At 56.4% G+C, this 24585-nt stretch carries 31 protein-coding genes and 1 tRNA gene; 12 read left to right on the top strand and 20 right to left on the bottom strand.

Annotation, left to right across the window (positions count from 1 at the left end; genetic code table 11):
- Positions 1-82: 82 nt before the first annotated feature.
- The 3 genes from AB1805_07675 to AB1805_07665 all read left to right on the top strand — a co-directional run bounded on the left by AB1805_07675 (position 83) and on the right by AB1805_07665 (position 2031).
- Positions 83-1093 carry an RluA family pseudouridine synthase gene (locus AB1805_07675; protein ID MEW5745296.1) on the top strand — a complete coding sequence of 337 codons (1011 nt, stop codon included), beginning with the start codon at positions 83-85 and terminating at the stop codon, positions 1091-1093.
- A gap of 299 nt (positions 1094-1392) precedes the next feature.
- Positions 1393-1932: a DUF6125 family protein gene (locus tag AB1805_07670; GenBank protein MEW5745295.1), complete on the top strand. Its 540-nt coding sequence runs from the start codon at positions 1393-1395 to the stop codon at positions 1930-1932.
- Between the two features lie 25 nt (positions 1933-1957).
- Positions 1958-2031, top strand: a tRNA-Arg gene (locus tag AB1805_07665).
- 282 nt (positions 2032-2313) lie between these two features.
- On the opposite strand, the gene AB1805_07660 is transcribed toward AB1805_07665, so the two are convergent.
- Positions 2314-3204 carry a PEP-CTERM sorting domain-containing protein gene (locus AB1805_07660; protein ID MEW5745294.1) on the bottom strand — a complete coding sequence of 297 codons (891 nt, stop codon included), beginning with the start codon at positions 3202-3204 and terminating at the stop codon, positions 2314-2316.
- 342 nt (positions 3205-3546) lie between these two features.
- The gene (locus AB1805_07655) at positions 3547-3687 is read right to left on the bottom strand and encodes a hypothetical protein (protein ID MEW5745293.1); all 141 of its coding nucleotides are present in this window, start codon (positions 3685-3687) and stop codon (positions 3547-3549) included.
- A 531-nt stretch (positions 3688-4218) separates the two neighbouring features.
- Between AB1805_07655 and AB1805_07650 the strand changes: the two genes are divergently transcribed.
- Positions 4219-4797: a JAB domain-containing protein gene (locus AB1805_07650; GenBank protein ID MEW5745292.1), complete on the top strand. Its 579-nt coding sequence runs from the start codon at positions 4219-4221 to the stop codon at positions 4795-4797.
- On the opposite strand, the gene AB1805_07645 is transcribed toward AB1805_07650, so the two are convergent.
- From AB1805_07645 to AB1805_07560, 18 genes are all read right to left on the bottom strand, one after another.
- The gene (locus tag AB1805_07645; protein ID MEW5745291.1) at positions 4711-5166 is read right to left on the bottom strand and encodes a response regulator; all 456 of its coding nucleotides are present in this window, start codon (positions 5164-5166) and stop codon (positions 4711-4713) included. The genes AB1805_07650 and AB1805_07645 overlap by 87 nt on opposite strands.
- Positions 5167-5419: 253 nt before the next feature.
- Positions 5420-5578 (bottom strand): hypothetical protein, encoded by a 159-nt coding sequence (locus tag AB1805_07640; GenBank protein ID MEW5745290.1) that lies wholly within the window; start codon positions 5576-5578, stop codon positions 5420-5422.
- A gap of 193 nt (positions 5579-5771) precedes the next feature.
- Complete coding sequence (locus AB1805_07635; protein ID MEW5745289.1) at positions 5772-6077, bottom strand: hypothetical protein; 306 nt, start codon at positions 6075-6077, stop codon at positions 5772-5774.
- A gap of 15 nt (positions 6078-6092) precedes the next feature.
- A complete protein-coding gene (locus tag AB1805_07630; GenBank protein MEW5745288.1) occupies positions 6093-7022 on the bottom strand; it encodes a hypothetical protein in 930 nt (309 codons plus the stop codon).
- 12 nt (positions 7023-7034) lie between these two features.
- Entirely contained in the window at positions 7035-8753 is a 1719-nt protein-coding gene (locus AB1805_07625; protein ID MEW5745287.1) for a hypothetical protein, read from the bottom strand.
- The gene (locus AB1805_07620) at positions 8750-9523 is read right to left on the bottom strand and encodes a hypothetical protein (GenBank protein ID MEW5745286.1); all 774 of its coding nucleotides are present in this window, start codon (positions 9521-9523) and stop codon (positions 8750-8752) included. The genes AB1805_07625 and AB1805_07620 overlap by 4 nt, the downstream gene beginning before the upstream one ends.
- Positions 9523-11748 carry a hypothetical protein gene (locus AB1805_07615; GenBank protein ID MEW5745285.1) on the bottom strand — a complete coding sequence of 742 codons (2226 nt, stop codon included), beginning with the start codon at positions 11746-11748 and terminating at the stop codon, positions 9523-9525. Before AB1805_07615 ends, AB1805_07620 begins: the two co-directional genes overlap by 1 nt.
- Before the next feature lie 252 nt (positions 11749-12000).
- Entirely contained in the window at positions 12001-12423 is a 423-nt protein-coding gene (locus tag AB1805_07610) for a hypothetical protein (protein MEW5745284.1), read from the bottom strand.
- Positions 12424-12446: 23 nt separating this feature from the next.
- On the bottom strand, positions 12447-13376 hold the full coding sequence (locus AB1805_07605; protein MEW5745283.1) for a hypothetical protein: 930 nt from the start codon (positions 13374-13376) through the stop codon (positions 12447-12449).
- Complete coding sequence (locus AB1805_07600; GenBank protein MEW5745282.1) at positions 13363-13671, bottom strand: hypothetical protein; 309 nt, start codon at positions 13669-13671, stop codon at positions 13363-13365. The genes AB1805_07605 and AB1805_07600 overlap by 14 nt, the downstream gene beginning before the upstream one ends.
- A 35-nt stretch (positions 13672-13706) precedes the next feature.
- A complete protein-coding gene (locus AB1805_07595; protein ID MEW5745281.1) occupies positions 13707-14144 on the bottom strand; it encodes a phage protein Gp37 in 438 nt (145 codons plus the stop codon).
- Positions 14141-14581, bottom strand: coding sequence for a lysozyme (locus AB1805_07590; protein ID MEW5745280.1), 441 nt, complete (start codon positions 14579-14581; stop codon positions 14141-14143). The genes AB1805_07595 and AB1805_07590 overlap by 4 nt, the downstream gene beginning before the upstream one ends.
- A gap of 7 nt (positions 14582-14588) precedes the next feature.
- On the bottom strand, positions 14589-15035 hold the full coding sequence (locus AB1805_07585) for a hypothetical protein (GenBank protein MEW5745279.1): 447 nt from the start codon (positions 15033-15035) through the stop codon (positions 14589-14591).
- Between the two features lie 15 nt (positions 15036-15050).
- Positions 15051-15482: a DUF1320 domain-containing protein gene (locus AB1805_07580; protein MEW5745278.1), complete on the bottom strand. Its 432-nt coding sequence runs from the start codon at positions 15480-15482 to the stop codon at positions 15051-15053.
- Between the two features lie 2 nt (positions 15483-15484).
- Positions 15485-15646 carry a hypothetical protein gene (locus AB1805_07575; GenBank protein MEW5745277.1) on the bottom strand — a complete coding sequence of 54 codons (162 nt, stop codon included), beginning with the start codon at positions 15644-15646 and terminating at the stop codon, positions 15485-15487.
- Between the two features lie 71 nt (positions 15647-15717).
- Complete coding sequence (locus tag AB1805_07570) at positions 15718-16656, bottom strand: hypothetical protein (protein ID MEW5745276.1); 939 nt, start codon at positions 16654-16656, stop codon at positions 15718-15720.
- A gap of 22 nt (positions 16657-16678) precedes the next feature.
- Entirely contained in the window at positions 16679-17200 is a 522-nt protein-coding gene (locus AB1805_07565; GenBank protein MEW5745275.1) for a capsid cement protein, read from the bottom strand.
- A gap of 3 nt (positions 17201-17203) precedes the next feature.
- Complete coding sequence (locus tag AB1805_07560; protein ID MEW5745274.1) at positions 17204-18328, bottom strand: hypothetical protein; 1125 nt, start codon at positions 18326-18328, stop codon at positions 17204-17206.
- Positions 18329-18645: 317 nt separating this feature from the next.
- On the opposite strand from AB1805_07560, the gene AB1805_07555 reads away from it, so the two are divergent.
- The 8 genes from AB1805_07555 (at position 18646) to AB1805_07520 (ending at position 24578) form a co-directional block, all read left to right on the top strand.
- Positions 18646-18990 (top strand): hypothetical protein, encoded by a 345-nt coding sequence (locus AB1805_07555; GenBank protein MEW5745273.1) that lies wholly within the window; start codon positions 18646-18648, stop codon positions 18988-18990.
- Complete coding sequence (locus AB1805_07550; protein ID MEW5745272.1) at positions 18987-19247, top strand: hypothetical protein; 261 nt, start codon at positions 18987-18989, stop codon at positions 19245-19247. Before AB1805_07555 ends, AB1805_07550 begins: the two co-directional genes overlap by 4 nt.
- Positions 19240-19650 (top strand): hypothetical protein, encoded by a 411-nt coding sequence (locus AB1805_07545; protein MEW5745271.1) that lies wholly within the window; start codon positions 19240-19242, stop codon positions 19648-19650. Before AB1805_07550 ends, AB1805_07545 begins: the two co-directional genes overlap by 8 nt.
- The gene (locus AB1805_07540; protein MEW5745270.1) at positions 19634-21280 is read left to right on the top strand and encodes a terminase family protein; all 1647 of its coding nucleotides are present in this window, start codon (positions 19634-19636) and stop codon (positions 21278-21280) included. The genes AB1805_07545 and AB1805_07540 overlap by 17 nt, the downstream gene beginning before the upstream one ends.
- Before the next feature lie 62 nt (positions 21281-21342).
- Positions 21343-21549, top strand: a complete 207-nt coding sequence (locus AB1805_07535; GenBank protein ID MEW5745269.1) for a hypothetical protein — start codon at positions 21343-21345, stop codon at positions 21547-21549.
- 195 nt (positions 21550-21744) lie between these two features.
- Complete coding sequence (locus tag AB1805_07530) at positions 21745-23256, top strand: DUF935 family protein (GenBank protein ID MEW5745268.1); 1512 nt, start codon at positions 21745-21747, stop codon at positions 23254-23256.
- A 27-nt stretch (positions 23257-23283) separates the two neighbouring features.
- Positions 23284-23523 (top strand): hypothetical protein, encoded by a 240-nt coding sequence (locus tag AB1805_07525; protein ID MEW5745267.1) that lies wholly within the window; start codon positions 23284-23286, stop codon positions 23521-23523.
- A gap of 83 nt (positions 23524-23606) precedes the next feature.
- Positions 23607-24578 (top strand): hypothetical protein, encoded by a 972-nt coding sequence (locus AB1805_07520; protein MEW5745266.1) that lies wholly within the window; start codon positions 23607-23609, stop codon positions 24576-24578.
- Positions 24579-24585: the final 7 nt, after the last annotated feature.

Genomic DNA, 24585 nt, shown 5'->3' with positions numbered 1-24585 from the left:
CGCATAGCTCATGACTCAGCTACGAGCTATGCTGCGGACTAAAGGCTCATTGTATCACTCTGGTATAATATTTGGCAAGGATATGAAAAGAAACAGAAATCAGAGCACAGAGACCGGGATACCGGTGAATGAGGACGAAGAGGGGCGCGGCAGCCGTTCGTCCGTAACCACTATCGCCGCCTCCCCGGAAGATGCCTCGAAGCGGCTCGATATCTTCGCCGCCGAGAAGACCGGGATCACCCGCTCGCAGATCCAGATACTCATACAGGAGGGCAATGTCCTTGTCAATGAAAGGACGGCAAGCGCCGGGTATCGTGTGCAGCCGGGCGATGAGGTCGCTATCAGCGTGCCCGAGCCCGAGCCTGCCGTGCTCGTTCCCGAGCCGCTTCCGCTGACGATCCTCTTCGAAGACGAGTCGCTCGTTGTCGTCGACAAACCCGCGGGCATGGTGGTCTACCCCTCGGCGGGCCATGCGCAGGGCACGCTGCTCAATGCACTGGCCCACCACTGCAAGAAATTGGCGACCATAGGCGGCCCGCTCCGGCCCGGTGTCGTGCATCGTCTCGACAAGGATACGTCGGGCGTTATGGTCGTCGCCCTCGACGACAGCGCCTATTACGACCTCATCGGGCAGTTCAAGGAGCGCCGCATCGCCAGGCGGTATCTCGCGCTCGTCTACGGCTCTATGAGAGAGGGCTCGGGAGAAATCGCCCTGGAGATAGGACGGTCCGCTTCGGACCGGAAAAAGATGTCGACGAAGACCCGGAGCGGCAAAGAGGCGGTCACCCGGTGGAAGGTGCTGCGGCGCTTCGGTCCCGCAACCCTCATCGAGGCGAAGCTCGGCACCGGAAGGACCCATCAGATCCGCGTCCACTTCTCGGCCGTAGGCCATCCGGTCCTCGGCGATACGACCTACGGGAAAAAGACGGCCATCGAGATAAAGAGGCAGCGGATCGTGTTCCCCCGCCAGATGCTCCACGCCGCGACCCTCGGGTTTACCCACCCGGTCACGAAGGAGTATCTGGAATTTACCAGTCCTCTGCCCGAGGATATGCAGGAGCGCATCAGGAAGCTATCCGAGATCTCCCGATAGGCAGCGTGCCCGTTGTGTGCCCCTTATAGTGACAGGGAGGGGAGACACGGATTCAGTAATCGCGATTCGTCGTCCCTTCCCGTGCCATCGTACGAGAAGAATAGAGAGTTCCCTTCCCGGAGAAGGGTGGGGGGGCAGATCACATCCTGCCCCTAGAGAACCCAGGCGCGATTACTGAATCCGTGTCCCCCCTCCCTGTCTGCTCCGGCATAATTGCATCATTGACCTCTTTCAGCTCACGTACTAAAATATCCCGGCCATACGGGAATACGCGGCATAACCGAGCTGAGGAGAGCGCGATGGGTTTCGACATAATCGAAAAGATGGACAACGACGGACTGAAGGAGTATATCCGCTCTCTCCTCTGGAACTTCAGGCTCGTCGACGCCTTCTGGTTCATCAAGGTCGAAGAGCGGTTCGGGCTGGACGCAGCGGAACAGGTGAACGAAGAGGTCTGGGCCAGGGTGGGGCAGCTCGGGGCCCGGGATATCCTGAAGCGGTTCGGTCCCTTCCCGCCGGGAGTGAAAGGAGTATGGCAGGCCTATTCGCTCTTCCCCTGGACCGTGATGGTCGATTATGTCGTCGAAGAAAGGGAGAGGGAGCTTATTATCTCGATGCCCCACTGCCCGCCGCAGGAGGGCCGCCTGAAACACGGCAAGGGCGAATACGTCTGCAAGCACATGCACGGCGCCGAGTTCCAGGGCTTCGCCTCGGTCATCGACCCGGCGGTCAAGGTCGAATGCCTTTACGCGCCGCCCGACCCCCATCCTGCGGACTGCTTCTGCAAATGGCGGTTCTATGAAGCGGAAGCGGGCGGTGAGGTTGCTAAAACCCGGTAACTGCTGATAAAATTATAGTTCGGGTGCGCCCATAGCTCAGCTGGATAGAGCGTCAGACTACGAATCTGCAGGCCGGGGGTTCGAATCCCTCTGGGCGCGTTCAGTAGTACCAAGGGTTTGCGAGGAATTCGCAGGCCCTTTTTTATTGCCTTCGGTGGCTACCCATCCTCAGGACCTTTCTTCATGAGCTTGTTCCGGCGCTGCCATTTCGAACGGTCTTTTTCTCTGACGAGGCAGGTGCTTCCGACTGCGAACAGGGCACTGAAAAGGACGAAAACGTATTTGAAAACGATGTTGAGCTCCACAATCCCCCCGATTGGTGATGTCATCAGCTAAAAGGCGCAAATCGGTCTCGACTACCAACGAAGGCCGGTCTCTCTCTTATCTCCTCGATCTCCTGAATGCAGCCATTGCCGCAAGCCCGATACCCAGTAACAACACCGTGGCAGGCTCGGGGACAGGCACAGCCGCCAATCCGCTGATGTTCGCGGGAAGGTCGCCGATAAAGGTATACTGGCCGGACGGCCCCTGGGTAAGATCATACGCCCACAGTTCACTGTCGGTGCTCCGTCCTAAAGCGAGGTACAGGATATCGCCCATAAGCGCCAGGTCCCCCCTGGTCCACTGCTCAAGCGAGGGAGCGCCGGCAAAGGGAGTATGCGTGAGTGTGGTCGTCCCGAAGATGATCTCTTCCAGCTGCAATCTCCCGCTATTGGGCTGCATGAGCGTCAGCAGCCTGCCGTCGGGCGTCCCGTCGTTGTACCACTCGAGCCCGACAAAGGCGAAAGAGTCGCTTCTCGTATACGTAGTAAGAGTGGAGAGCCCGATCGACCCGAACACCACTCTGCCGTTGGTAAAGCCCGATGCGTAGAAATGGTCGCCATCCGTAAACGCGAGCCCCCCGTCGAAAAGGGCCATGCCGGCTATCGTGGGCGGCCCGTCAAATACCGCGTTTCCTGCTGCTGAAGCGGAGGGGTTGAGCGTGTACAGCTGGCCGGTCCCTGTAGTCGACGTCACCTGTTGCGTTCTCAGCGCGTGCAGCACGCCCTGGGCGTCGTAGTCCAACCCCTTGACTCGGTTAAGGTTAAGCGTGCTGCTCCCTGACTGGTAGGTCAGCTGTCCCAGGCTGGTCACCGAGAAGACGTCGGTATTCACTCTGAAGAGACGGCCGTCCAGGTCCGAGGCGTAGAGGGCTATGCCGTAGGCCGATGAGGTCCCGAAGGCGATTACCAGGAAGACCGCTATACCGGCTGCTATGCTCTTGACTCTCATAAGCTCCCCCTTGCGCAAAATGTCTTCCTCTCCGGAGACTTCCTCCCGGGATGCATTGACTGCAACCAAATATTTGCAAGTTAGATGCCGATCTCAACATCTTTGAAACAGCTAACTTTTATTTACACATCCTCTCCCAGTGATGTTAAGTTTTCCGACACTGATGTTAAGTTTTCCGACAGTTTTTGCCTAACCGGCTTTTCCCTTATCTCTGGAATCACCCCGCGAGCAATACCGACACGATCCCTACGAGATAGATACCGTATCCTTGTGCAGCGGGGGCTCTAAAACAATTATAGCAGGACATCCCGTGCGGCGCAGGGGGAGCGTCCGGTGCGACGGCTATTCGTCAATGAAGAAGTTGTCGAGAAACAGCGAGAGCGTCATGAGCAGGAGCATGAAGAGGTAGAGGAACCGGTTCATGGTATCGTTTGCCGTATCGATCAGCTGGTTGAACAGCTGCACGGCGACATCGAGCGACATACGCGCCTCCCTCCTTTCGTAGCGCGCACCATCGAAAAAATCCTGGAGCACGGCACAAAACGATGCCCGGGAAGGCGCGCAAACACTTGAAAATAGCCTATTCGCAGGCTTTTTTTCAAGCAACCGCGCTCGTCGTCCGGTTTTTCAGAGGGTTATGGAGTCAAGGGAACAAAGGATGCGGCAGGCGGTGTGACCATGTTACAGATAGGGCATTTACGCATCCCTGTGGCATTAAAGCCGCCGTCTATGGACATTGTGTATCGAGACCCAGCCGGTCTTGCCTTTGCTATAACTTAACACCCAAAATGAGAAATCTTAACACCCAAAATGAGAAATCGGCAAAACGGCCCTTTTAGGGGCGGGCTAACCGGGACGTCGGGAGGGGCTTGAAGCTGTTCTTCTGAGGCCCCTTCGGCAGTCTCACTATACAAACTTTGGGGAGCGGGCATACACTTTTCATTGATTTTTTTCCCGCCCTCTCCTGATCGGGTCAATGTAAAACAAGGGGTTCCGGCTGGCATCCGACTTGCTATGGGTTGGGGTATGGCTGGGGAGGCTATACGGGGTTCTTATGACGTTTTCAGGCTCTTGCGGGGTGTTGCCCGGCGGGCGGACCGGGAGCATTTTTATGCGCTCCACCTGGATCCGCGCTTGAGGCTACTGAAGAGAGAGCTCGTGGCCATAGGGACGCTCACGGAGACGCTGATTCACCCCAGGGAGGTTTTCCGGTCCGCGATCAAAAGAGGGACGTATGCGTTGATACTGGCGCATACCCATCCCTCGGGGGACCCTGCGCCGAGCGCGGCGGACGTCGACGCGACCCGGCAGCTCTGCATTACGGCCGACGCGGTCGAAATACCCGTACTCCTCCATGTGATCATGACGGGCGACGCTTACACGACGCTCGACCCCACGACGCTGACGATACCGTCGTGGAGAGAGCGCGAGGTAGTCCTCACGTGCAGGACCACCTCGCCTCCGTTTAGCCGGTCGCGGGCTCCCCGGTCAGTCCGGGAGTGGGAGTCATTCATTATGCGGATGAACGCCCCCCAGATCCGGGCCTGGTTTGGGCCGTGCGATCCAGAGCAGTCTGACCTTATGGCGCGATGAGTAAATCGCCGCCTCTGCAGCGGGGAGAAAGCAGCGCGGATCCACCGGCTTCAGGAAGAAGTCGTCACCTCCCAGCCTCAACCACTCGATGACCAGCTGCTGTGACTGGCTATATGTCACCATTATAGCTGCAGTCCGCAGCAGGGCAGCGCGGACGCTCCTCAGGAGCTGCGTGCCCTCCATTGTCCCCGCGTCCTGATCGCACACCAGCAGATCAATCTCCCCGGCCAGCAAGCCGCGCTGCAGGGCCTCTCGCCCGTCGGCGACGGCCACAACGTGATACCCGGCATCGGACATCATCGCTGCCAGCGTCTCTCGCGAGCTTCGGCTCGCATCCACGATCATCACTGTTTCGGTTCTCGTTTCCATGACACACCTCTTTTCCCTTTCTCTACCCGCCCGCCTCTGAGGGAGCAAGCGGTGTGCCATTGCGCAAGCCGCTGTTTCTGCTACTATCCCACTCCGGCCCACTCCGGCGCGTTGGGGAATAGTGCCGGAGGTATGGCGTATTGCCCTACCTGAATGCGAAGTTCGCTATCAGCTTTCCGATAAAAAAGGCCCGAAGCATGATGACTCCGGGCCTCATAGCTCTCCGAAAATCGGAGTTATTACCTGTCCGCTCCTACTTCAATTCTTTGTCCTTTATATAAACCTTTGTGACTCCTCCTTCGTTGAAGTTGACCTCTATCCTGCCGGTGAACTTGGGTCCCACTTCCGGATGCTCCCTCATGACCTCGGCGAGCTTTTTCTTCCACGCCTTTGTTTTCTCCGTATCAGCCATTGAGCCGCCTCCCGAAAAAAATAACCCGAAACCTATGGCCGGGCGGGTTGTCCAGATCTCCAAGGGAGTTGGACACTATCCTGAAAGCACACGGTTTCGGGTTAAGCCAGCGCTCCGCGGCAGAGCGGAGTTGCTCAGGTCCGAATGGCACTATTATACATCACTTCATGGCTGCTGCTCCTTTCATAAGATGTCAGGCCTTCGGCGCCAGCGGCTTCACTGGCACGGGGACTGTCAGACCCTGCGGCACCGCCACGGTAGCCTGCATATCTGCGTTGTAATTCTGGCAAATAAACTGCGACGGCGCCATCCCTGCCGCTGCGGCCTGGAGTCTGATGTAGTCAGCAGTGAGGATATCGATATTCACCCTCACCACTTCATGTCCCTCTGGCATTACATTGCCAGCGAGAGGATTACTGCTGCCGTCAGGCAAGGTCAGCGCTTCATAGCACGCCTTGATGGCGCCGCTGGCCGATTCCACGACTGCGAAAATGTACATATGCCCTCCTCGTTGTTAGTAGAGATAGTCCCATACAAACGTGGACTGAGATGCATTGTTAGGATGGTCCATGTAAAAAAGCCATTTCCTATAGGTCCCAGAATTTGCGCCGAACATATAGCCTAAACTTTTAACATAAGAAACTGTTACGGTGGTCTGAACAGTGAGGGATGGCGATGCGAATGCATACTGGTGCACATCGGCTGAAAACTCCCACACACCCCAAGTGCCCGTATAACTAAAGCTCCCCTGTGCCCTCCTGAGCTTGCTCACAGTCACGTTAGAGTCCGCTATTTTGGGCGTTGTCACCGCGTTGTCCAAAATTGCGTTCGTCCGCAGCGCCGCCTCATGCGTGATATTGTCGAAGTACGCTGTGCCGGCCACGTTCACCGAGTTCTCGCCGCCGATCAGTCGGACTTTGATGAAGCGGGCAGTCGCCGGCGGCGTGTGCTGTGAGAGATAGGCAGTTGCAGCGCCTGGGTTCGCCTGGGAATCATAGAGCGTGGCGGCGCTGAGATAGACCTTCGAGGCATTGTAATAGAGGACCTGCACCAGGTTGCGCATTCCCGCTGCAGAGGCCCAGGTGGTGTATCCGAGCACGTAGGTCTTGAGCTGGGATATCTCTACATAGTCAGAGTCCAGGTAGCCGCCGCCGTTGCCGACGCCACCGGGATGTACGAACTTCCAAGCCTTTGCGCCTTCTGCCGGGGAGCCGGTCTCGAATGATCCGGAGCCGCCGGGAAAGAGATTCCTGGTCCAGCGGTCGGGGATGCCGTCGCTGTCGGAGTCCACTTCGAAAGAGCCGTTCGGTATGGCGCTGTTGATACTGCTGGGAGCCAACTGCCCGTAGAGGTATTCGAGGCTGTCTTTGAGCTTTTGCCACAGGGTCTTTTTTACAGGTTTCCCTACTTGTATCTCAGCATCGGTTAATGGATTCCAGGCCATACCCTCACCTCGTTAATATGTGTAATATCCGTCCGTGCGGTCGGCCATAACGCCGTCGTCGTCGGTAATGAATGCATACTCTTTCTGCGCATCGGAGGCGCTGTCGTAATCAGGCGTATCGTCTGCTGCTATATAGGCAAGCCGCCTCGGGGTCAGCTGCAGGAGTTTTACCTTCACCAGACGGTCCTGCATTTCCCTCCTGATCACCTGCGTGATGACCTTGTCGATCGGGTTGCCGTCAGGCTGCAATAGTTCGTCGGTGCTGACCTTGGTAAACTGGCCGGTCTTGATGTCGCTGTCCTTCAGCTCCAGCGAGCACTGTAGTATGGGCATCGCGTCGCGCTGCCGCCATACCTGCCGGGCAAGGAGGTCCTTGATGAAATTGTTGACTATCTCCTCGGTCTCGTACCCGCTCCGTAGCCACCGGCAGAAGACCTTCTTCTCGACGATATCGTTATAGTCATTATCGCCCTCTGCGTCGCTGTCGAGGCCGATATCGAGGCGGTTATAGGAGTTCACGTCGGCGACCTTGCCGATCGCGGTTCTGTCCCAATAGAGCAGCATCCGGGTGATACGCGACTTCTCATTGAGGTCGACGCTTGCTGAACCGTGAATGATGTTCGCTGCGTCGGTGATCGTCTTGTATCCCCTGCCGGGCTCGTTGGGCACGTTGCGTTTGATAGTGATCTTGAGGTCCTCGGCGACCCATGATTTGCAGTCGAGGAGGTCCACCAGCTCGAAGTAGAGCTTATCCGCCTTGGTCGGCTCGGAGATGATGGCCGAGAAGTTCACATCCATATCGGGCCAGGCCTTCCAGTAATCGAAGGCAGCGGTATCGACATCCGCAGGGTCGATCCCGGCGTCGGCCTCGAGCAGCGTTTTCATGATGTCGAAGCCGTTCGTCGGCGGGATATAGCGTACCGGCTGCACTTTGTCTTTCGCCCTATGGGCCTCCTTCGTGCTGCCGAACTGGCCCCAGGCGCAGCCGGTGATCTGGTTGCCCCCGGCGGTGCCGGTGTAGTAAATGATGTCATCCTTGATGCGGATGTAGGCCGGGGCCGCATAGAGTCCCGCGAGCGTTGTCAACGTGATCGTCGCTGAGTCTAAAGCTGTGTCGGATACCAGCTTGATATCGACCTTGGGCGGGATCTCTACATTGGCAAGCGACTTCAGGAGATCAACTGTCTCGACCTTAGTCTCCCCTTTTCCCAAGGTGATGTTATCCAGGACCCCAACGAATTTTTGCTCGAATTCGTTCTCTGCGAGGCCCAGAGCGCCCTCATACCGTTTTATTGTGCGCCCCTTATAGTTAGGGTTACGGGCTATCAGCTTCTTCCAGAATGTCCCCGGAATAGTGGGAAAGGCGCTGCGCGTGGTGACATAGGGATCGATGCCCACATCGGTATCAGGCACATCGTAAAATTCATAGATCTCTCTCGCATTCACTGTCAAACTGTCCTTGATCTCGGTCGGGAGATATTTCACGCGCTGCAGATACGGCCGCTCGCCGGTTTTAAACGGCAGCGGAGTATCGGCAGAAGTAAATTTGTAATCCTTGCTCTGCTTCAGGTAGGCGCTCTTATACTTGCAGGTCTTCCAGGTATTCCAGCATTTGGTGCCGGTGGCCAGGCAGGGATCGACGCTGAAGGTCCTGCCGCAGTAATCGAGCGTGATCACCACAAGGGTGACCGGCGTGCGTGAAATCTTGCCTAATTCATCAGCGTACGTCATACCTCGCTGACTCCCTTCATCCGGAGGACGATGCTGTCGATGTATGTGAGGACGCTTACCGACAGCTCGTAGACCATATCAGGCGAGCAGGCCAGGAAAAGGACATCATCCGGATAGACATCGAGGTCCCAGGCGTAGAAGAACGGATTGAGCTTCCGTCCGTGATTGATCCAGAAGGGTTTGAAATTGTCGAGCACCCAGGCGCGGGTGAGGTGCGAAAACGGGGCGATCACGTCGATCGGGTAATGCCTGATCGTCGAGCCCAGTATGGCGCCGGTCTTTCCAATCGACGTTTCAGCCTCGATGCGCTCGGAGTACGGCCGGTACGGCGCGTCCGGAGGATAGGGGAAGAGCAGCTTTGCGCCGAGCATGAGCACGCCGACCTGGGCGGCCACTGCTGCCGTAACGATCTTTACCCGCCAATATTGGGCGGAAGCGGAATTGAATATCTTGAGCAGCGCCTTGTCGCTTGCGGGCACGAACCCGGCCAGGCGCTCTACCTGCTCTCCTGCCCATGCGCCGGTCGCAGAACTCTCGACCGATACCGTCGCGACCGCTGTTCCCAAGTTATGAGATATGATCGCCAGGCAGTCGGCAGCTTTTGCTGACCCGCAGTTGATGTAGTAGTACTTCGTGCCGCTGCCGGCGAACTTGTGAAAGGTATAGGTCCTCAGATCCCTGATATTGAGCACGTCATATCCTGCGGCGGTATCGGTTGCCGTGGGGATGGCGTCATTGAACCTGTTGTCGTAGAGGAGGATCGGGTTCATCAATGCGCTCCGTCATCCATTGCTTTCTGCAGCGCGGGGACCAAGTCGCGGGCGATCTGGTCCTGGTCGGTACCGAGAATGCCGTAGTTGTAGATCGTGACGGTCAAGGGGCGGGTCTTCTCTTTTTCCTGCTCTGCCGGCTGGAACGACGGGACAGTCGGCTGGGTGTACGTATAGCCGCCGCCTCCGCTGACGCCCGCAGAGGTCGCTGCCGTGCCCGGCTTCTGCGACGCGATTGCTGCGACCCTGGCCAGACCGGTGGCTGTCACGATTGCCGCCACAGCGATCGAAAACGGCCACGGCCACTCGGCCAGAGCGCGTGCCGCGCCCGCATAGGTGGAGATCAGCGCCTCGGCGATCGCGAACGCCTTCCACATTTTGAACATGGCGTCGTTGTGCTGTCCGGCGGCGACGTAGAGCGAATACATGGTCCCGGCCAGCATCCCGGCCAGGTTCTGGGCGACCAGCAGCCGCTGCTGGCCGGCAATAGCTTCCTGCTGCACCATGTAGTCCTCGTACTGCTGGTTGATCTCCGCCTCGGTCGCCTTCATCTCCTGCAGCAGGGCTATCCTGTCGGCATAGTACTGCTGCAGCCGCTCCAGCTCCTGGGAGTAGGGATCGTACCCTTGTTCGACGTCCATGAGCCCCTTCATGCCGCCCGCCATCATGCCGAGGCCCACGCCCATCTCGCCGCCCACCATGTTGGTCTGGCCCAGCACTCCCTGCCACATGGTCTCGTACTGCTCGCGCTGCATCTGTTTGCGCTGTTCATTGAGCTGCACCGCTTGATTGAAGAGGTCCTCGTTCCGCTGCCGCTCAGCTTCGTAAAGCCTGATCTTGAAGTCGGCGACCTCCTGCTCGGTTTTCTTTTCGAGCTCTGCCTGCTCCTGATTCAGTTTGAGGACATTCAAAAGACCGTCGCGCCTGATCTTGTTCGTCTCGGCAGTGGCCCACTTTTCGACCAACACTCTGTTACCGCCCTCTTTGATCCACTCTGCAGCCTGGGCTTTTATCTGGTCGATCTGGGAGAGGGTCATTTGCTCCAGCTCATGCTGGATCCTCTTGTTGAGGCTCTTTACTTTCTCCAGCTCCTTTTCAGGGGCGATTACATCCTGGCGTCTCTTTCCGGTATCGCGCCCGATCTGGGGAATGGTCATCCCGCCACCCCACTTTTTAGCGATCTCCGTGGCATGCTCGTCGAAGACTTTGTCGAGCTCGGCAAGCTGCTTTTTGATTTCTTCTTTTCTACTGACGATCCCTCCGCCGCTTATCACGCCCTTCCAGCTTTCTGAAAAAATGACGCTTAGCTTCTCCCACCAGAGGCCGATCCGTGCGCCGGTGATTTCAAGGCCCCCGACGAAAGGCTTCAATGCGTTCTCCAGCACCCAGTTGGCCGCTTTACCCAGTTCAAGAAATGCAGGGGTGAGCGAATCACCGAGACCAGCCCTTAGCTTGAAGACCTCATTCCTCAACTGGGCCTTTGCGCCGGTGAGCCCTTCGGTGGCGAGCTTTGCATTGCCGAGCATCCCCTCGGTCTCGCGCATGATGCCCTGGTATTCGGCCTCGCGCTTTTGCGCTATGGTGAGCGAGTCGACTCCCTTGCCGATCTGCGCGGCGTACTCCTTCCACATGATCGAGACGTTTTTCGTGACACCGGCGTTGTCGACAAGGATGGAGTTTTCGTTCTTGAGACCTTCGGTTGCAGAGGTGATCGCCTCGCCCATGCTCAGGTGCGACTGCCGGTTGAAGGCAGCGGCATCCTTCAGCCGCTCCATCAACTCGATAGAGCGCTCAAGTCCGTATCCCCTCTGCAGGAGGTTTTGGAGCGACAGCGATGCCTCTCTCACATTGAGCAGGCCGTCTTCGGTGAACTTGTATGCCTGTCCTATGGCGGTCTCGATGTTCTCGCCTGCATAACGTGCCATACCGGCGAGTCCCCGCAGGCTGTTCTGCATCATCTCCGAGGCTTCAATCGATTTCATGAACTGGCGCTCCATCATATAGAGCGTGGCATAGCCGAACCCCGCAGCCATCATCCGGTCGATATCGGACATCTTGAGCTTGAAATTGTCGGCATCGTTGATGAGCTTTTTGAACCCGGAGCTGGCCTTGTCGGCGGCTTCCGAAGAGGTTTTCCCGAAGTTCATCACTTCGCCGCTTGCGGTCCGCACGCCGGTGACCAGCCCGGAATTGTCCGTAGTAATTATCAGCTCGATCTCGTTCATTTAATCATCAGCCCCATTTCAAGGTGTCCATCTCTTCCTTTAGCGTTCCTATTGCAATCCATTCTTCGAGGGAGAGATCATTCTTCTGGAACGGATATCCTCCCCGCTGAAGCTCATACAACCTCCAGATATGCGTAAACCATTCCGAGGGCTCATAAGGCTCGTTCGCGGGGCATTGACTGCAGAGAATCGGCAGGTGCTCGCCCGAATTCTTTATGCATTTCTTCTTGCGCTCCGGCGTGCATTTCTCTCTCAGCCTTCTGAGCTCTTCGGCAAAGGGAGGGCTTCCTCTCCTCCGTCGCCCTCGGCAAGGGCCGCCTGTAGGCTGCTCCGCTCGAAGGTCATGATGACAAAGGTGTCGAGGATGTCGGGAGCGCTCTCCTTTACCATGACCTTCCAGTCGGGACAGTAATCAGGGGACGCAGGGTTGGACGAGATGGGCTTGCCGCCCAGGCCGAAGCTGCCGTCGCCGATGCCGGTGAGGATGTCCATGGCGAAGTCGACCCGCGCACTGACTGCGTTGGGGATGGTCTTGCCGCCTTTTCTGATGATCGAATTCGAGTAGTACCTTTGCAGTTCCTCGGTCGTAGGCGTGCGGTAGAAGAGCTCGATCTTCGAGCCCGATATGCCGTCTCTGAGGGTTGCTTTGTTGTCCGCTTTTCCAAGGTCTCTCATGGTGTAAAACCTCCTTTAAAATGTTATTGGAACGAGAATTTAAGCTCGTCGTTTCCGGCGTTGGGCGTGAACACCAGGGGCATGCCGTAGGTGACCACGTCTTCCCGATCGCCGTATTTCAGATCGCCCAGACCTACCTTCGGGGCGGTGGTGATCAGCTTGTTTCCGGCAACAGCGCCCAGGGTTGACGTCATCGCCACCCTGGAGCTGTTGCTCCAGAGCGTCCAGAAGTCTTTGGTCGCCAGGGGCACTGCCTCGGGGTCGATCTCGCCGGTGGGCTTTCTGTTTTTGATGAAGTACTCCAGGATGCCTGTTGCGGCATTCGCCGAGGGACGCTTGCCGATCTCGTTGGCGATGTCGATCTTGAGGGTCTCGATGATCGCCGCATAGGAGTCGATGCTGAAGGCGGCGCTGACGAATCTCGGCGGGGCGACGGTCTGGTTATAGACGCCCGTTACGATTGCCTGGTCGACCGGCCCGGCAAAGATGCCGGTGAAGTCCCATTTGATCTTGCCGTACTCTCCGGCCTTGCTCTCGTAGCTGAAGGTTCCCCTGGAGCCGAGTATCTTGTGCAGAATGCCGTCCAGGTAGTAGTACATCGAGAGCGACTCGCCGGTGGAGGTGTTGCTGTTGGGGTCGTAGTCGACTTTGACGCCGGGAGTGATGGTCTCGGTGAAGTTGCACCCTCTGAAGAGGACGCCTATCTCAGGCGCTGTCCCGACAGTGCCCGAGCCCTTGATTTCGGTTGAGAACGAAAGCTTCAGTCCCTCGCCGATGTTTACCGGCGCCAGGTTGCCGAAATAGGGCTTGACGTTGTTTCGCTCCAGCTTTTTGCTCATCACTTCGATAGTCGGCTTTTCGCAGAGGATGGCATTCGCCGCAGCGGTCGGGTTGGCATCCACGCCGTAGCTGCCCTCTACCTTTGCCAGGATCACCGCTTTATTGCTGTTCACTCTTTACCTCCTTCTTGCTCTCGTTACGCACAGCGCGTGAGGGGCGACGGGCTTCCTCTTTCTCGTCATGCGTAATGCGTGTTTCAAGCATCTCCACCTCGATCTGCAGCTCTATCAAGGCCCGGTTCTCAATAGTGCTGTCGGGCTCTTCTCCGAGCTGCTTTTTGCCCGCAGCATAACGCCTGAGCAGGTCATCCTTCAGCTTCTTTGCCTGCGCCATCGCCTCGTCGGAAAGGTTCGGCGCATGTGCGCCGTCATCATCCACGATGAACGATCCTGATTTTCTTTCTTCCATAGAGCGCTCCTTTTGTTCCCGTTACGCAAAACGGGTTAATTCTTTGCGAATTTGGTTTTATAGCGGGCCGCATAGACGGCCAGCTTCGATGTATTGATCAATGCCGTCTCCGACAGGATATCCAGGGCGTCCATGGCAAGGCCGAGGTCTTTGCCAAAGAGCGTATCGAACAAGTCCTGCAGCATCCCGTACGTGCCCGGATTCGATCGGTCGCCGCGGCGGGCGCTCTTGTTGCCGCGCAAGTTGCGGTCGCAGACGAGGATGGTGATCTCGACGCTCTGCCATTTGAGCGGCCAGGCGCGGTTCAGATAGCGCGATTCCTCCATATAGATGAGCACGGCAGGGAAGTTTTTGACGAACTGGACGATGTTCGTCTCGTCAAGCTCGCCCTGGTACGTGTCCACATAGCGCAGGTAGGGCATTGCCGTCTTGACGGTCTCGATGAGCTTGTCTTCGAGGTCTTCGATTCTCATGAGAGGAACATCTCCCTTTCGGCCAGTCTGCGCCTGAGCAGGCCTCTCGTTTTTTTGCCGCCTGCATATATCCACTTCAGGAATTCGGCGGCTACCTCTTCTTTGTCCTCCCCCCGGTTCAGCTTCATCCGGAGCGTGCTCCGCTGCAGTGCGCCGCCTCCGGCGTTGAAGGCGAATGAGACAAGGGCATCGTATTCGTTGTCCCCGAGCGGCAGGTCGATCAGCCTGAGCACGGAGCGCTCGGCCTTGAAGAGGTCTCTTCTCAGCAGGGCTTCGGCCTCTTCCTCACCGATGAGATCGAACATTTCTCCGGGGAGCAGCATGTGCCCGTAACCGATGGTGGGATAGCCGTAGCCGTCGTCATAGACACGGGGAACAAAGCGCTCGAAGCCCTTGATGAAATCGACGCCCTTATCGGTGGTATAACGGTGTTTCATTTACTCATCACTTTCTAAAGAATTTCTGCATCGTCCGGGAGCCGAACCAGAACGAGACGATAGTGCAGAATATCGCCATATCTTCCGGCGACCAGATTGCCGCAACATCCTGGGCTTTGGCGTATTGAGCCGCTTTCACCCAGGCATAGAGGGCGAAGAATGAATACGTGATGACAGGGCGTACCGAGCTCGTCAGGAAGCTGATAACGGCATCTACCCACTCGACCCCCGAAAGGATCGGCTGTGCAGACTGATAGAGCGCCTTCGACTCCTCTATGTCTCCCTGCACGTTGATTTCTTCAAGCCGCTGTGCGTGGCCTGCAGCCTGCATTTGCATCTGCACCTCCATCACCTTCAGCTCGTGCTCTTTGTCCCGTTTGTCCTGGAAGAACTTGAAGAGCTGCGGGACCAGTGATGAGCCGAACCCCAGCAGTGATCCCAGTATGCTTAACATGGTTTCAAACCCTCCTTAAAACGTGTCTAAAATATCTTTCGAGAACGTCCGGTCGTCGGACGTCTTGTTGCTCTTGTAGATGCCCTGGCTCCCGGTGCTTGCGCTCTCGATGCCGAGGCTGATGAGACCCTTCTGTATCTGCTCCAGGAGCTTGATTGCGTTCTTGTACCGCGCCATGATGCCCTCGGGCAGCTCCATCTCGAAGCGCCTGCCGTAGAGGTGAAAGATGGCGAGGTCCACCGAGAGCTGCTTGATGAGGCCGGGGACGGTGGAGAGAGGAAGGGAGTACCTTCCTCTCAGGTAGCCGTCTATCAGCTGGTCGGCATAGGCGATGGCCTCATCGACCTTTGTCTGGTCGACCACCCCGAGGCCGTCATCATCGGTGAGCTCGATGATGTTCTTCTCAGGGAGCGGTTTCTTGAGGTCGTCGAGCGTGCTGTAGGGCATCGCTACTTTTTCTCCTTGGTAGGAGCAGACTCAACATGCGACCCGAGCGCGGCTGCCTCCTCTTCCGTCAGCTCGATCTCTTCTCCGGGGGCATAGGTCTTTGCTTCTTTTGCACCCTTGGCGCCATGCATGATGTGCGTATCTTTCACTATGTACTTCGGCATTGTTCCTCCGTCGACATTTGGAATAAGGGGCGGCTGATCAGCCGCCCCTTCGATCAAGTGTTCACTATTTCTTACGGCACCGCGTTTTCAATCATGTAGCCCAGGTCTGAGGCCACGATCTTCTCGTCGGAATTCCATGCGCATTTGATGTAATGCGCACCCTTTACGCCGCGCTTTCCGTCGAATTCGCGCGATGACTGCCTGAGCATCTCGGCAAAGGTCACGCCGAAGGTGATCGACTTGACTCCGGGTTTTTTCTCCACATAGAGCGCAGCCGCATGCTTGCCCCAGAGGCGGGTATAGGTCGGCGTCTGGCCTTCCTTCGAGGAAATATACCGACCCCTGCCTATGAGGACGTTGTCGATTTCGAGCAGTCCGGCAAGCTCGGAAGGTGTTACGAGGCCTCCGGGAGAGCCCTGGTAGCGGGTCGATCCCTTCACGGCATCGAGCATCTCGGGGAGTTTGCGGAGCACCATCCAGGCATCGGCCCCTATGACAAGAGTGTTTGCACGGACGAAGCACGATTCGATAGCAGCGATGAGATTGCCGATAGGATCGTCCGCCGACTGCCCCCACTGCCCCGTACCGGAAAGTGTCACTTTGTTGCCGGTGGGATAATTGGCGGCGCTGAACACCAGGGACGCTACTCTAGCCTCCTGCGCTATGTCGAGCAGGAGATTGATAAAATCGTTGGTATCGACTTCAGGCTGGAGCGGATTGTCCGCATTGTCGATATCTTCCTGAGGCAGCCAGTCGCCAAGGGCGTGGTCCTTCACCGAGTAATTGCTGGGCGTTACTCCCCAGTCGACTTCATTCGGCAGAGACTTCGGACCGATCTTGTCATCGACGAGCTTGAAGCTGTCTGCCTTGTTATAGATCATGAATTTGTCCGACCGTTTGTTCACCTTGACTATAGGTAAGACGAGCGGCCAGATCATTTGCTCGTTGCGGTATTTCAACGAGAGGGTAGAGAGTGTGCTGTCTACATGCAGCGTTCTTGGTTCCGGCATTTACGTTAGCCCTCCTTTTGGATTATCCCTGCGGCCTGCCGGGTTCGAGCAGCACGGGGATGATGTCTCCCGCCACACCCGAGGCAAGCGCACGGCCGATTGAGTTGTAGTTGGTCCCTGCAACCGCTCCGATGGCTACTGCTTTGGCGTTTGCATCAGAGGTGAGCCAGTTGCCTCTTGTGACCGTTCCGCCGAGCACGACCTTGCTGATGCCGGTCAGCATTACCCTCACCTCGTCGCCGGCAGCTGCTGTGTCGTGCTGGAAAATACCTATAAGGTCCTCCGTCGAGGCTGTGGCTGCCGACAAGGTGTCGTCATCGGCGCCGAACTTGGCAATGGTGAACGCCGACACCGCCGCAGTACACTTCACTGATTTCTCGACACCCGAGGTCTGGCCCATCATGCCGAATACGATCGGCGCGCAGGCGAGCGATCCCATGGTTGATGCCGCAGGACTGACTGAAGCGATCGCCAACAGCCCCACAAACAGGAGCAGAACACAAACAGCGAGTCCGCCCTTACTGATAAAACTGAAATTCCTCATGCGTTATACCTCCTCTTTGAATAATTCAGGATGATCCTTCGAGACCGCGAGCACGGCCTCTTTGTAGGATGCGTCCTTGTTTTTCTCCATGAAATCGCTGATGAGCGCCTCACGGTCCTTATTGCCCGCGTCTCCGACCTTCGTCTTCGTCGCGTGCTCGCCGAACTCGATGACCTTGCCGAGGCCGGAGAGAAACTCCTTGAACATCTCGACCGGCTTGGCGGCTTTCTTACCGTCGCCCTCGGCGAAGTCGAAGGTCTCGACGCCGGAGAGTATCTCCATGAAGTCGAGGACCTTGGGCATGACCGCAGGCGGCAGCTTGCCCTCATTGCGGAGCCCTTCGCAGAAAGAAGAGAACTCCTTCTTTCTGTTTTCAGCCAACAGGACCGTGGTCTTCTGGTTGGCCGTGGCGACCTCGGCATCCTTCTGTTTGAGCTTCTCGGAAAAGTCGGCGCTCTTCCGCCGCTCCTCAGCAAGCTGCTGTTCCAATTCCTGTTCTCTCTGTGTTGGCATATCGCCTCCTCCTTGTGTTGGTTCACTGAATGCAGCGGACGAAACCGCTTCGGGCTCCACGCGCTGCAAATCCTCAAGCTCGTACTCGTTGACAATGCGGTCGGCTTCTTCGACTCCGAACTTCTCGATGTAGAATTCGCGCAAGCGCCGCAGGACCCTGCCGACTACCGGGAAGCGGTACTCGGAGAAATCGATGATGACCTCCTCTCCATCCTCAGCTGAGAACTCCACGCGGGGGAGTCCCGTAACTGCCGGGGGGTGAGCTCCGAGCAGGCCGAGGTGTCTGATCTTGTACGTGCCGTCATCCAGCTTGACAATGCGGACCGACCGCTCGGGATACAGCCCTTTCTTCCATGCATCGTGCATTTCCGGAATGACATCCACGTCGGCAAAGAGCGTTTTCCCCTCACGGTAGACTGCGTCGAAATCGCCGTAGCGGGGGTCCTCGACCTTCGGATGACCGACCACTATGGCCGGGATGAATTCCGACAGGTCGAAATTCTTGACCATGCTGTCGAGATCATCAACAGTCCACTCCCTCCGATTCCCATTGGAATCCACATGCACACCGGCCCGGAATATCGGGACCTTCTTCACCGGCACTTTTTCAGGCATGCTGCTTTCCTCCTTTCATTCAAGAAAACAGTTCAAACCGCTCAAGCCGTTTAAACCGTTGAAACCGCCGCTGCGGCTATTGGCTGGCCGCCTTAGTCTTACCATCCCGCCTTTCCCTGTCAGCGCACCAGCCTGCTCGTAGCGAGGCAACAACTCAGCGAGGCCTCTTTGCTGGGGTGTTTCCAATTTCAATCTGGCTTCAGCTTACCGGAGGGCCGCGGGGCAGTGTTACTGAACAGCTCAGTATTAATAGATGAGAATCAAAATATAAGATGGGCTCAATCGCGCCGGCGGCGCAACGCACGAGGAGGTTTTGAATGGATTTGAGCCTGAAGGAGGCCATGCAGTTTGTCGTCCAGGGCGGAGTCGCGATAGTCGTTTTCATCATCTGGTATTTCACATTCACCAACGCCAACAAGAGGCAGGAAGAAAAGGCGAAGCTGGATAAGGAGGCGCAGGATCAGACGAACAAGACCCTCGCTGAGGCATTCGACAGGCTCCACAACGCGAATGGTCAGCTCATCCAGCTCCTCAAAGACGAGCAGGAGTACAAGCTGCAGCTCGCAGGAATCCTTGACCGTCTCTCTCTGAAATTAGAAACTCCCGCGCAGTGCCCCATCCTGATGGCAGGCAAGAAGATCAAACTGGAGGTGACCGAATGAGCCTCGGCAAAGAGATGATCCTGGAGAAAGCGCGGCTCGCTGAAAAAGAGAAGCGTCTCAAAGATCTCAGACGCAGGGCGGAAAACTACATCATTATCCTCCGCGACATCATCGATCCGGGCGTCGAAGAATCCGAGGACCTCGATCTCTGCAGAGCCGAGCTGACCCTGAAAGACTTCATCGCGCTCAATAATGAGATCATCGAGCTGAAAGCCGAGATCAGGAAGAAGAGGCGGGAGCTCGAGATCGATGGGTAAGACCGCTCTTTATTATGAAGAGGCGCAGCGGCTCTTTGTGCGCGAGGGGTTTTCGCTCGATGCGATCGTCGGCATGCTCGGCAAAAACGTCTCCAGGAAGACCCTCTTCAATTGGAAGAAGGACGGCGAGTGGGAAGAGAAGAGGAGAAAGCACCTTGAGCAGAACAAAGGGACAAAGGACCAGCTCAAGGCACTCGTGGATGTCACGCTCCGGAACGCCGAAGCAGAGCCCACGCCGAAGAATATCCTTGCCCTCCTCAGGGCGATCCAGGCATACGAGAGCTACGGCGGCATACAGCCGCTGATCGAAGAGAGCAGCGGAGAAGCAAAAAAGCCGGCCCAGAATCACTATTCGCCCGAGCTTATAGAGATGATCAGAGGGATGTATGGCCTCAAATCATAAGCGCCTCCGGACATTCCTGTTTGCTCTTCTCCTGGCATTCGGCCTGTTATTGATCATCGACCGGCTGCCTGCGATCGCCACTCCCAAGCCTGCACAGGCGAAGGGCATCATCAAGACCGGGAATAAGCAGCCCGCTACCACGATAACCTCGCAATCAACCATCGATCCCATCATCAAGCTTACCGAGTACCAGAAGCGATGGGTGAACGATAAATCACGCTTCAAGATCGGCAAATGGTCGCGACAGGCAGGCAAGTCGTTTGCCACCTCCCTGGAGGCAGTGCTCGATTGCGTGGAGAACCCCGGCACTACCTGGGTGTTCCTCTCCGCTGGAGAACGACAATCCAAAGAGCTGATGCGCACCGCTGCCATCCATGCGCGCGCTATCAACTCGGCGATCAGCGAACTGGTCGACAGCTTCAAGGCCGACGACAAGACGGAGTATAAGCAGCTGGAGATCCTCTTCCCCAATGGGTCCCGCATCATCGGACTGCCCGCAAACCCGAGCACGGCCAGAGGCCACAGCGCCAACATCCTCCTCGATGAGTTCGCGTTCCATAAGGACAGCCGCGAGATATGGAAGGCGCTCTTCCCGACGATCACGAGGGGCTACAAGATACGGATCATCTCGACGCCCCAGGGGAAGAAAAACAAGTTCTATGAGTTGTGGACCGCAAAGACGCTGCAGGTCTTCGATGGTCCGGACTATGAGCACAAAGGCGAGCGGGGCGGCTACTCGAAGCACAACTGCACCATCGACCAGGCCGTCACCATGGGCCTTGAGCTGTTCGATGAAGACAGCAATCCAATCGAACCGGAAGACCTCCGCCTGGCGCTCAATGATGATGAAGCCTGGCACCAGGAATACCTGGTCGAGTTCATGGACGAAGCCACGGCCTGGCTGCCGTATGACCTCATCGAGACCGTGGAGGATGCGCGACTCCTTGCCGAGCCGTCATGGGTCGAGCGCCTGGTGAATGAAGCGATCGAACACCACAATCAGTATAAGCATCTCGAACGCCCTCCTGCCTTCGAACCCTGGTGGCTGCGCGACGAGGTGCCTTTTGTCAATGATCTCTATATAGGATTCGACGTTGCCCGGATGCGGCACCTCTCGGTGATATGGGTCGATGAAGAACGCGACGGCTTTTATCTCACACGCGCTGCGATCGCGCTCCATAAGCAGCCCTTCGGCGTGCAGCGGAACGTGCTCTTTGCGCTCATGCGGCTTCCAAGATTCAGACGCGCCTGCATCGACAAGACCGGCATCGGCGCGGATATGGCCGAACGGGCGCTGGAGATATTCGGCGCGAGCAGGGTCGAAGGGATTGACTTCACCACGGCTAATAAGGAGACGCTCGCCTACGGCATCAAGAAGAGCTTCGAGGACCGGAAGGATCTCATCCCCGCCGATCACACGATCCGCCAGAGCCTCCACAGTGTGAAGAGGACCTCGACCGATACCGGCCACTTCAGGTTCGACGCAGACCGCACCGACTCGATCGGCCATGCGGACCACTTCTGGGCAAAGTCGCTTGCAGTCCAGGCCAGGAGCAAGACCTCCGGGCCTATCCATATATCATCCAGTAAAAGGAGAGAGTCCAATGAGATGCTTAAAGGCTACGAGTAACGACCGTGATGCGTAACGCGTGATCGGTAACGGCAAAACGACCCAGAAAAGGAGAAAATTACATGAAGCTTTTAACTGCACTTAAACATCTGAGTCCGATTCAGAAGTTGAAATACAGGTTTTTCAAGCGGAGGGTCGACAGGGCGCAGCGGCTTCTTTTCGGGATGAACGACTGCCTCCGGAGGATGGGCTACAACCGGGGAGCCCGGAAGCGGTACTGGAAGGAGATCGTCCGGAACATCGAAACGACCGTGAACCGTGATGCGTAACGCGTGATCGGTAACGGCAAAGGCAACGGCTAAATTTAAGGCGATTTAAGGCCCTTTCGGCCCAGAAGGCACAAAGGGTAAGACCGTTGACTTCAATCAAAATTAAAAGGTTTTGGAGGGGTCAGGAGCGGGATTTTAAACGGTCGGCAAAAAAGAGGCCGGTCGGCGATAGAAACGGACTGCAGGAGGGCTCGAATGGCCAAAAAAGGACTCTGGATAGATGAGCGCACTTTTATCAATTTTTCAGCGGACAGATCGACCTCGCTGGCCGATGAGATAGCGACCAGAAAGCAGTCGATTGATTTCTACAGCCTCGGGATGTACCTGCCCAACCCGGACCCGGTGCTGAAAAAGATGGGCAAGGATATCACCGTCTACCGGGAGCTGCTCGTCGACGCGCACCTGGGCGGCTGCGTGGTCTCGAGAAAAGCCGGGGTAAAGTCCCTGGAATGGGAGATCGACCGGGGCAAGGCGAAGAGCCGCCAGGCGAAGCTCATCACCGATGTATTTAAGAACCTCGACCTGGACCGCATTATCGGCGAGATACTGGATGCGCCGCTCTACGGGTATCAGGCGCTGGAAGTGCTGTGGGAGCGGGTCGGGAATTACTGGCTGCCGAAGGATATCAGAGGCAAGCCGCAGGGCTGGTTTGTCTTCAGCGACGAGAACGAGCTGCGTCTCCGGACCAGGGAGAACTACCTCAATGGCGAGGAGCTGCCGCCCCGGAAATTCCTGCTGGCCCGGCATGAGGCGACGTATGAGAACCCGTATGGTTTCCCGCTGCTCTCCCGGTGCTTCTGGCCGGTAACCTTTAAAAAAGGCGGCTATAAGTTCTGGGTGGTCTTCGTCGAGAAGTTCGGTATGCCGTTCCTTCTGGGCAAGTTGCCCCGTGGTCTCGACCCGAAAGAGTACGATGATCTGGCTGACATGCTCGCCAATATGGTGAACGATGCGATAGCAGTAGTGCCGGACGATTCAAGCGTGGAACTGGTGACCGGCTCGGGCAAAGGCTCGGGCGGCTCCGGATCGTCAGACCTGCATGAGCGCCTGATCAATTCCTGCAAGAGCGAGATATCGATCGCGCTGCTCGGCCAGAACCTTTCTACCGAAGTCAAAGGCGGCTCCTATGCAGCGACAAAGGGCCACATGGAGGTGCGGAAGGATATCGTGGATGCGGACAAGCGGCTTGTCATGCGGATATTCAATACGCTGATCGAGTGGATCCACGAGCTGAACTGGGGCGGCGGCGAGCGCCCGGCCTTTTCGATGTACGAGGAAGAGGATGTGGACACGGCTCTTGCGGAGCGGGACAAGACCCTTGCCGACACAGGCCAGGTGAAGTTCACGAAACAATACTTCATGCGGGAGTATGGATTTGAGGAAGGCGACATCGAGGTCGTCAGCCCGGCAACGCAGAAGCCCGCGGAGGCGGAGTTCGCGGCACGGGGAGGGGAGGAGGGGTTATTCCCCGACCAGCAGGCGGTCGACGCTGCGATAGACTCAATCTCACCGGAGGATCTGCAAAAGCAGATGGAGGGTGTTTTAAAGCCTGTTATCGATCTTATTAACGAGGGCAGCTCGCACGAGGAGATACTGGAGAAGCTCACCGAGGCGTATCCGACCATGGATACCGCATCCATCGAGGAGATGCTCGCCAGGGCGATCTTTGTGGCGGAGCTGTGGGGAAGGTTTAACGCAGCACAGTAATAACAATCAACGTAGGAGGAAAAGAAGATGGCGGAAGTCGAAATCACAGTAAATGATGCGGGGAATGACATGATCGAGTTGCAGTCAGGGCAGGAAGGGTATACCTTGCCGATCGATGTTTTTGAGCAGTTTGTGGTTAATGGGAATACCGACGTTCCTTTGCATTTTCAAAATATGTTTTTGCGTGTGAATCTTGAGGGAATTGACCCGAGGAATATCTCTTTAGTTAAGTCAACAGTCGAAAGCGTAACGTTTAAGGTGCGATAGTGGCATTACAGATATTTCCTAGCGGTTTTGTAGCGTATCCAGTGCCAGACTTTTACGGGCAATTTTATAGCGCGAATGCGACCATGGCAGCTGCAGGTCATAGAGTGGCTTTTGTATTTAAGGCCCCTAAATCCGGCAGCATAAGGACGGTCCACTATCGCACAGTGACGGTTGCTATAGGTGATACCGTCAGGGTGTCTATACAGGGTGTCAATGCCAGCGGACTTCCCGACGGTATTGTAAAGGGTGCCGGGAACGCTTATTTCAACTCGGTGATTGCTGATACTGATGACCATATTTGGAAAGCGGGTCAACTGACCGCTGACCTGCCTGTTACATACATGGAGCCTATTGCAGTTGATTTTTCATTTCCTTCTTACGTTGCTGGAAATTTGAACCTCTACCGGCTCGATAAACTTTTTTCAGGTTATCAAAATAGTTATTACGTAGGAACGTTTAACGGTACAACGTGGACGAAATCAAATTCTTTCTTGTCCGTGATTTTGGAGTACGATGATGGTAGCTTCGCTTTTTGGGGTGGCTGGGGTGTGGGAGGGACATCAGGGGGGTTCAGTAACATCACTACGGTCACAGAGCATGGAATATATATACAGACACCAGCGCAGGTTGAAGTTTCTGGTCTTTGGTTTTATGGTAATTATACAGATGTTTTTTCATTGAAGCTCTACGATTCGGATGGCAGCGTACTTCGAAGCATCAGCTTCCCAGCGGGGTTTTATTATTCCAATTCCTCATCCGCACCGGTCTATGAATTTTTTAGCACTCCGGTGACACTTGAGCCAAACACCTGGTATCGAGCAGTATTGGTCCCGGAATCGTCAACAAATATAACTGTGCCTAACAATAATTTTCCTGACGCTGCTATGATGGCGTGCTACATTGGAGGAGATAAATGTTACAGGACACAGAAGTCAAGTGGCGTGTGGTCACAAGACGCCACAGTGAGGCCGTTTCTTGGGTTGATCATATCGAAAATACACGATGGAGCAGGCTCAGGCGGCGGTGCAGTCGGCCCATTCGGGACTATGAGGTAAGGAGAAG

The organism is Nitrospirota bacterium (assembly GCA_040752355.1).
Lineage (GTDB): Bacteria > Nitrospirota > Thermodesulfovibrionia > Thermodesulfovibrionales > Dissulfurispiraceae > JBFMCP01.
Note: the sequence above shows the minus strand (reverse complement) of the source record. Positions and strands in the feature narration are given on the sequence as shown.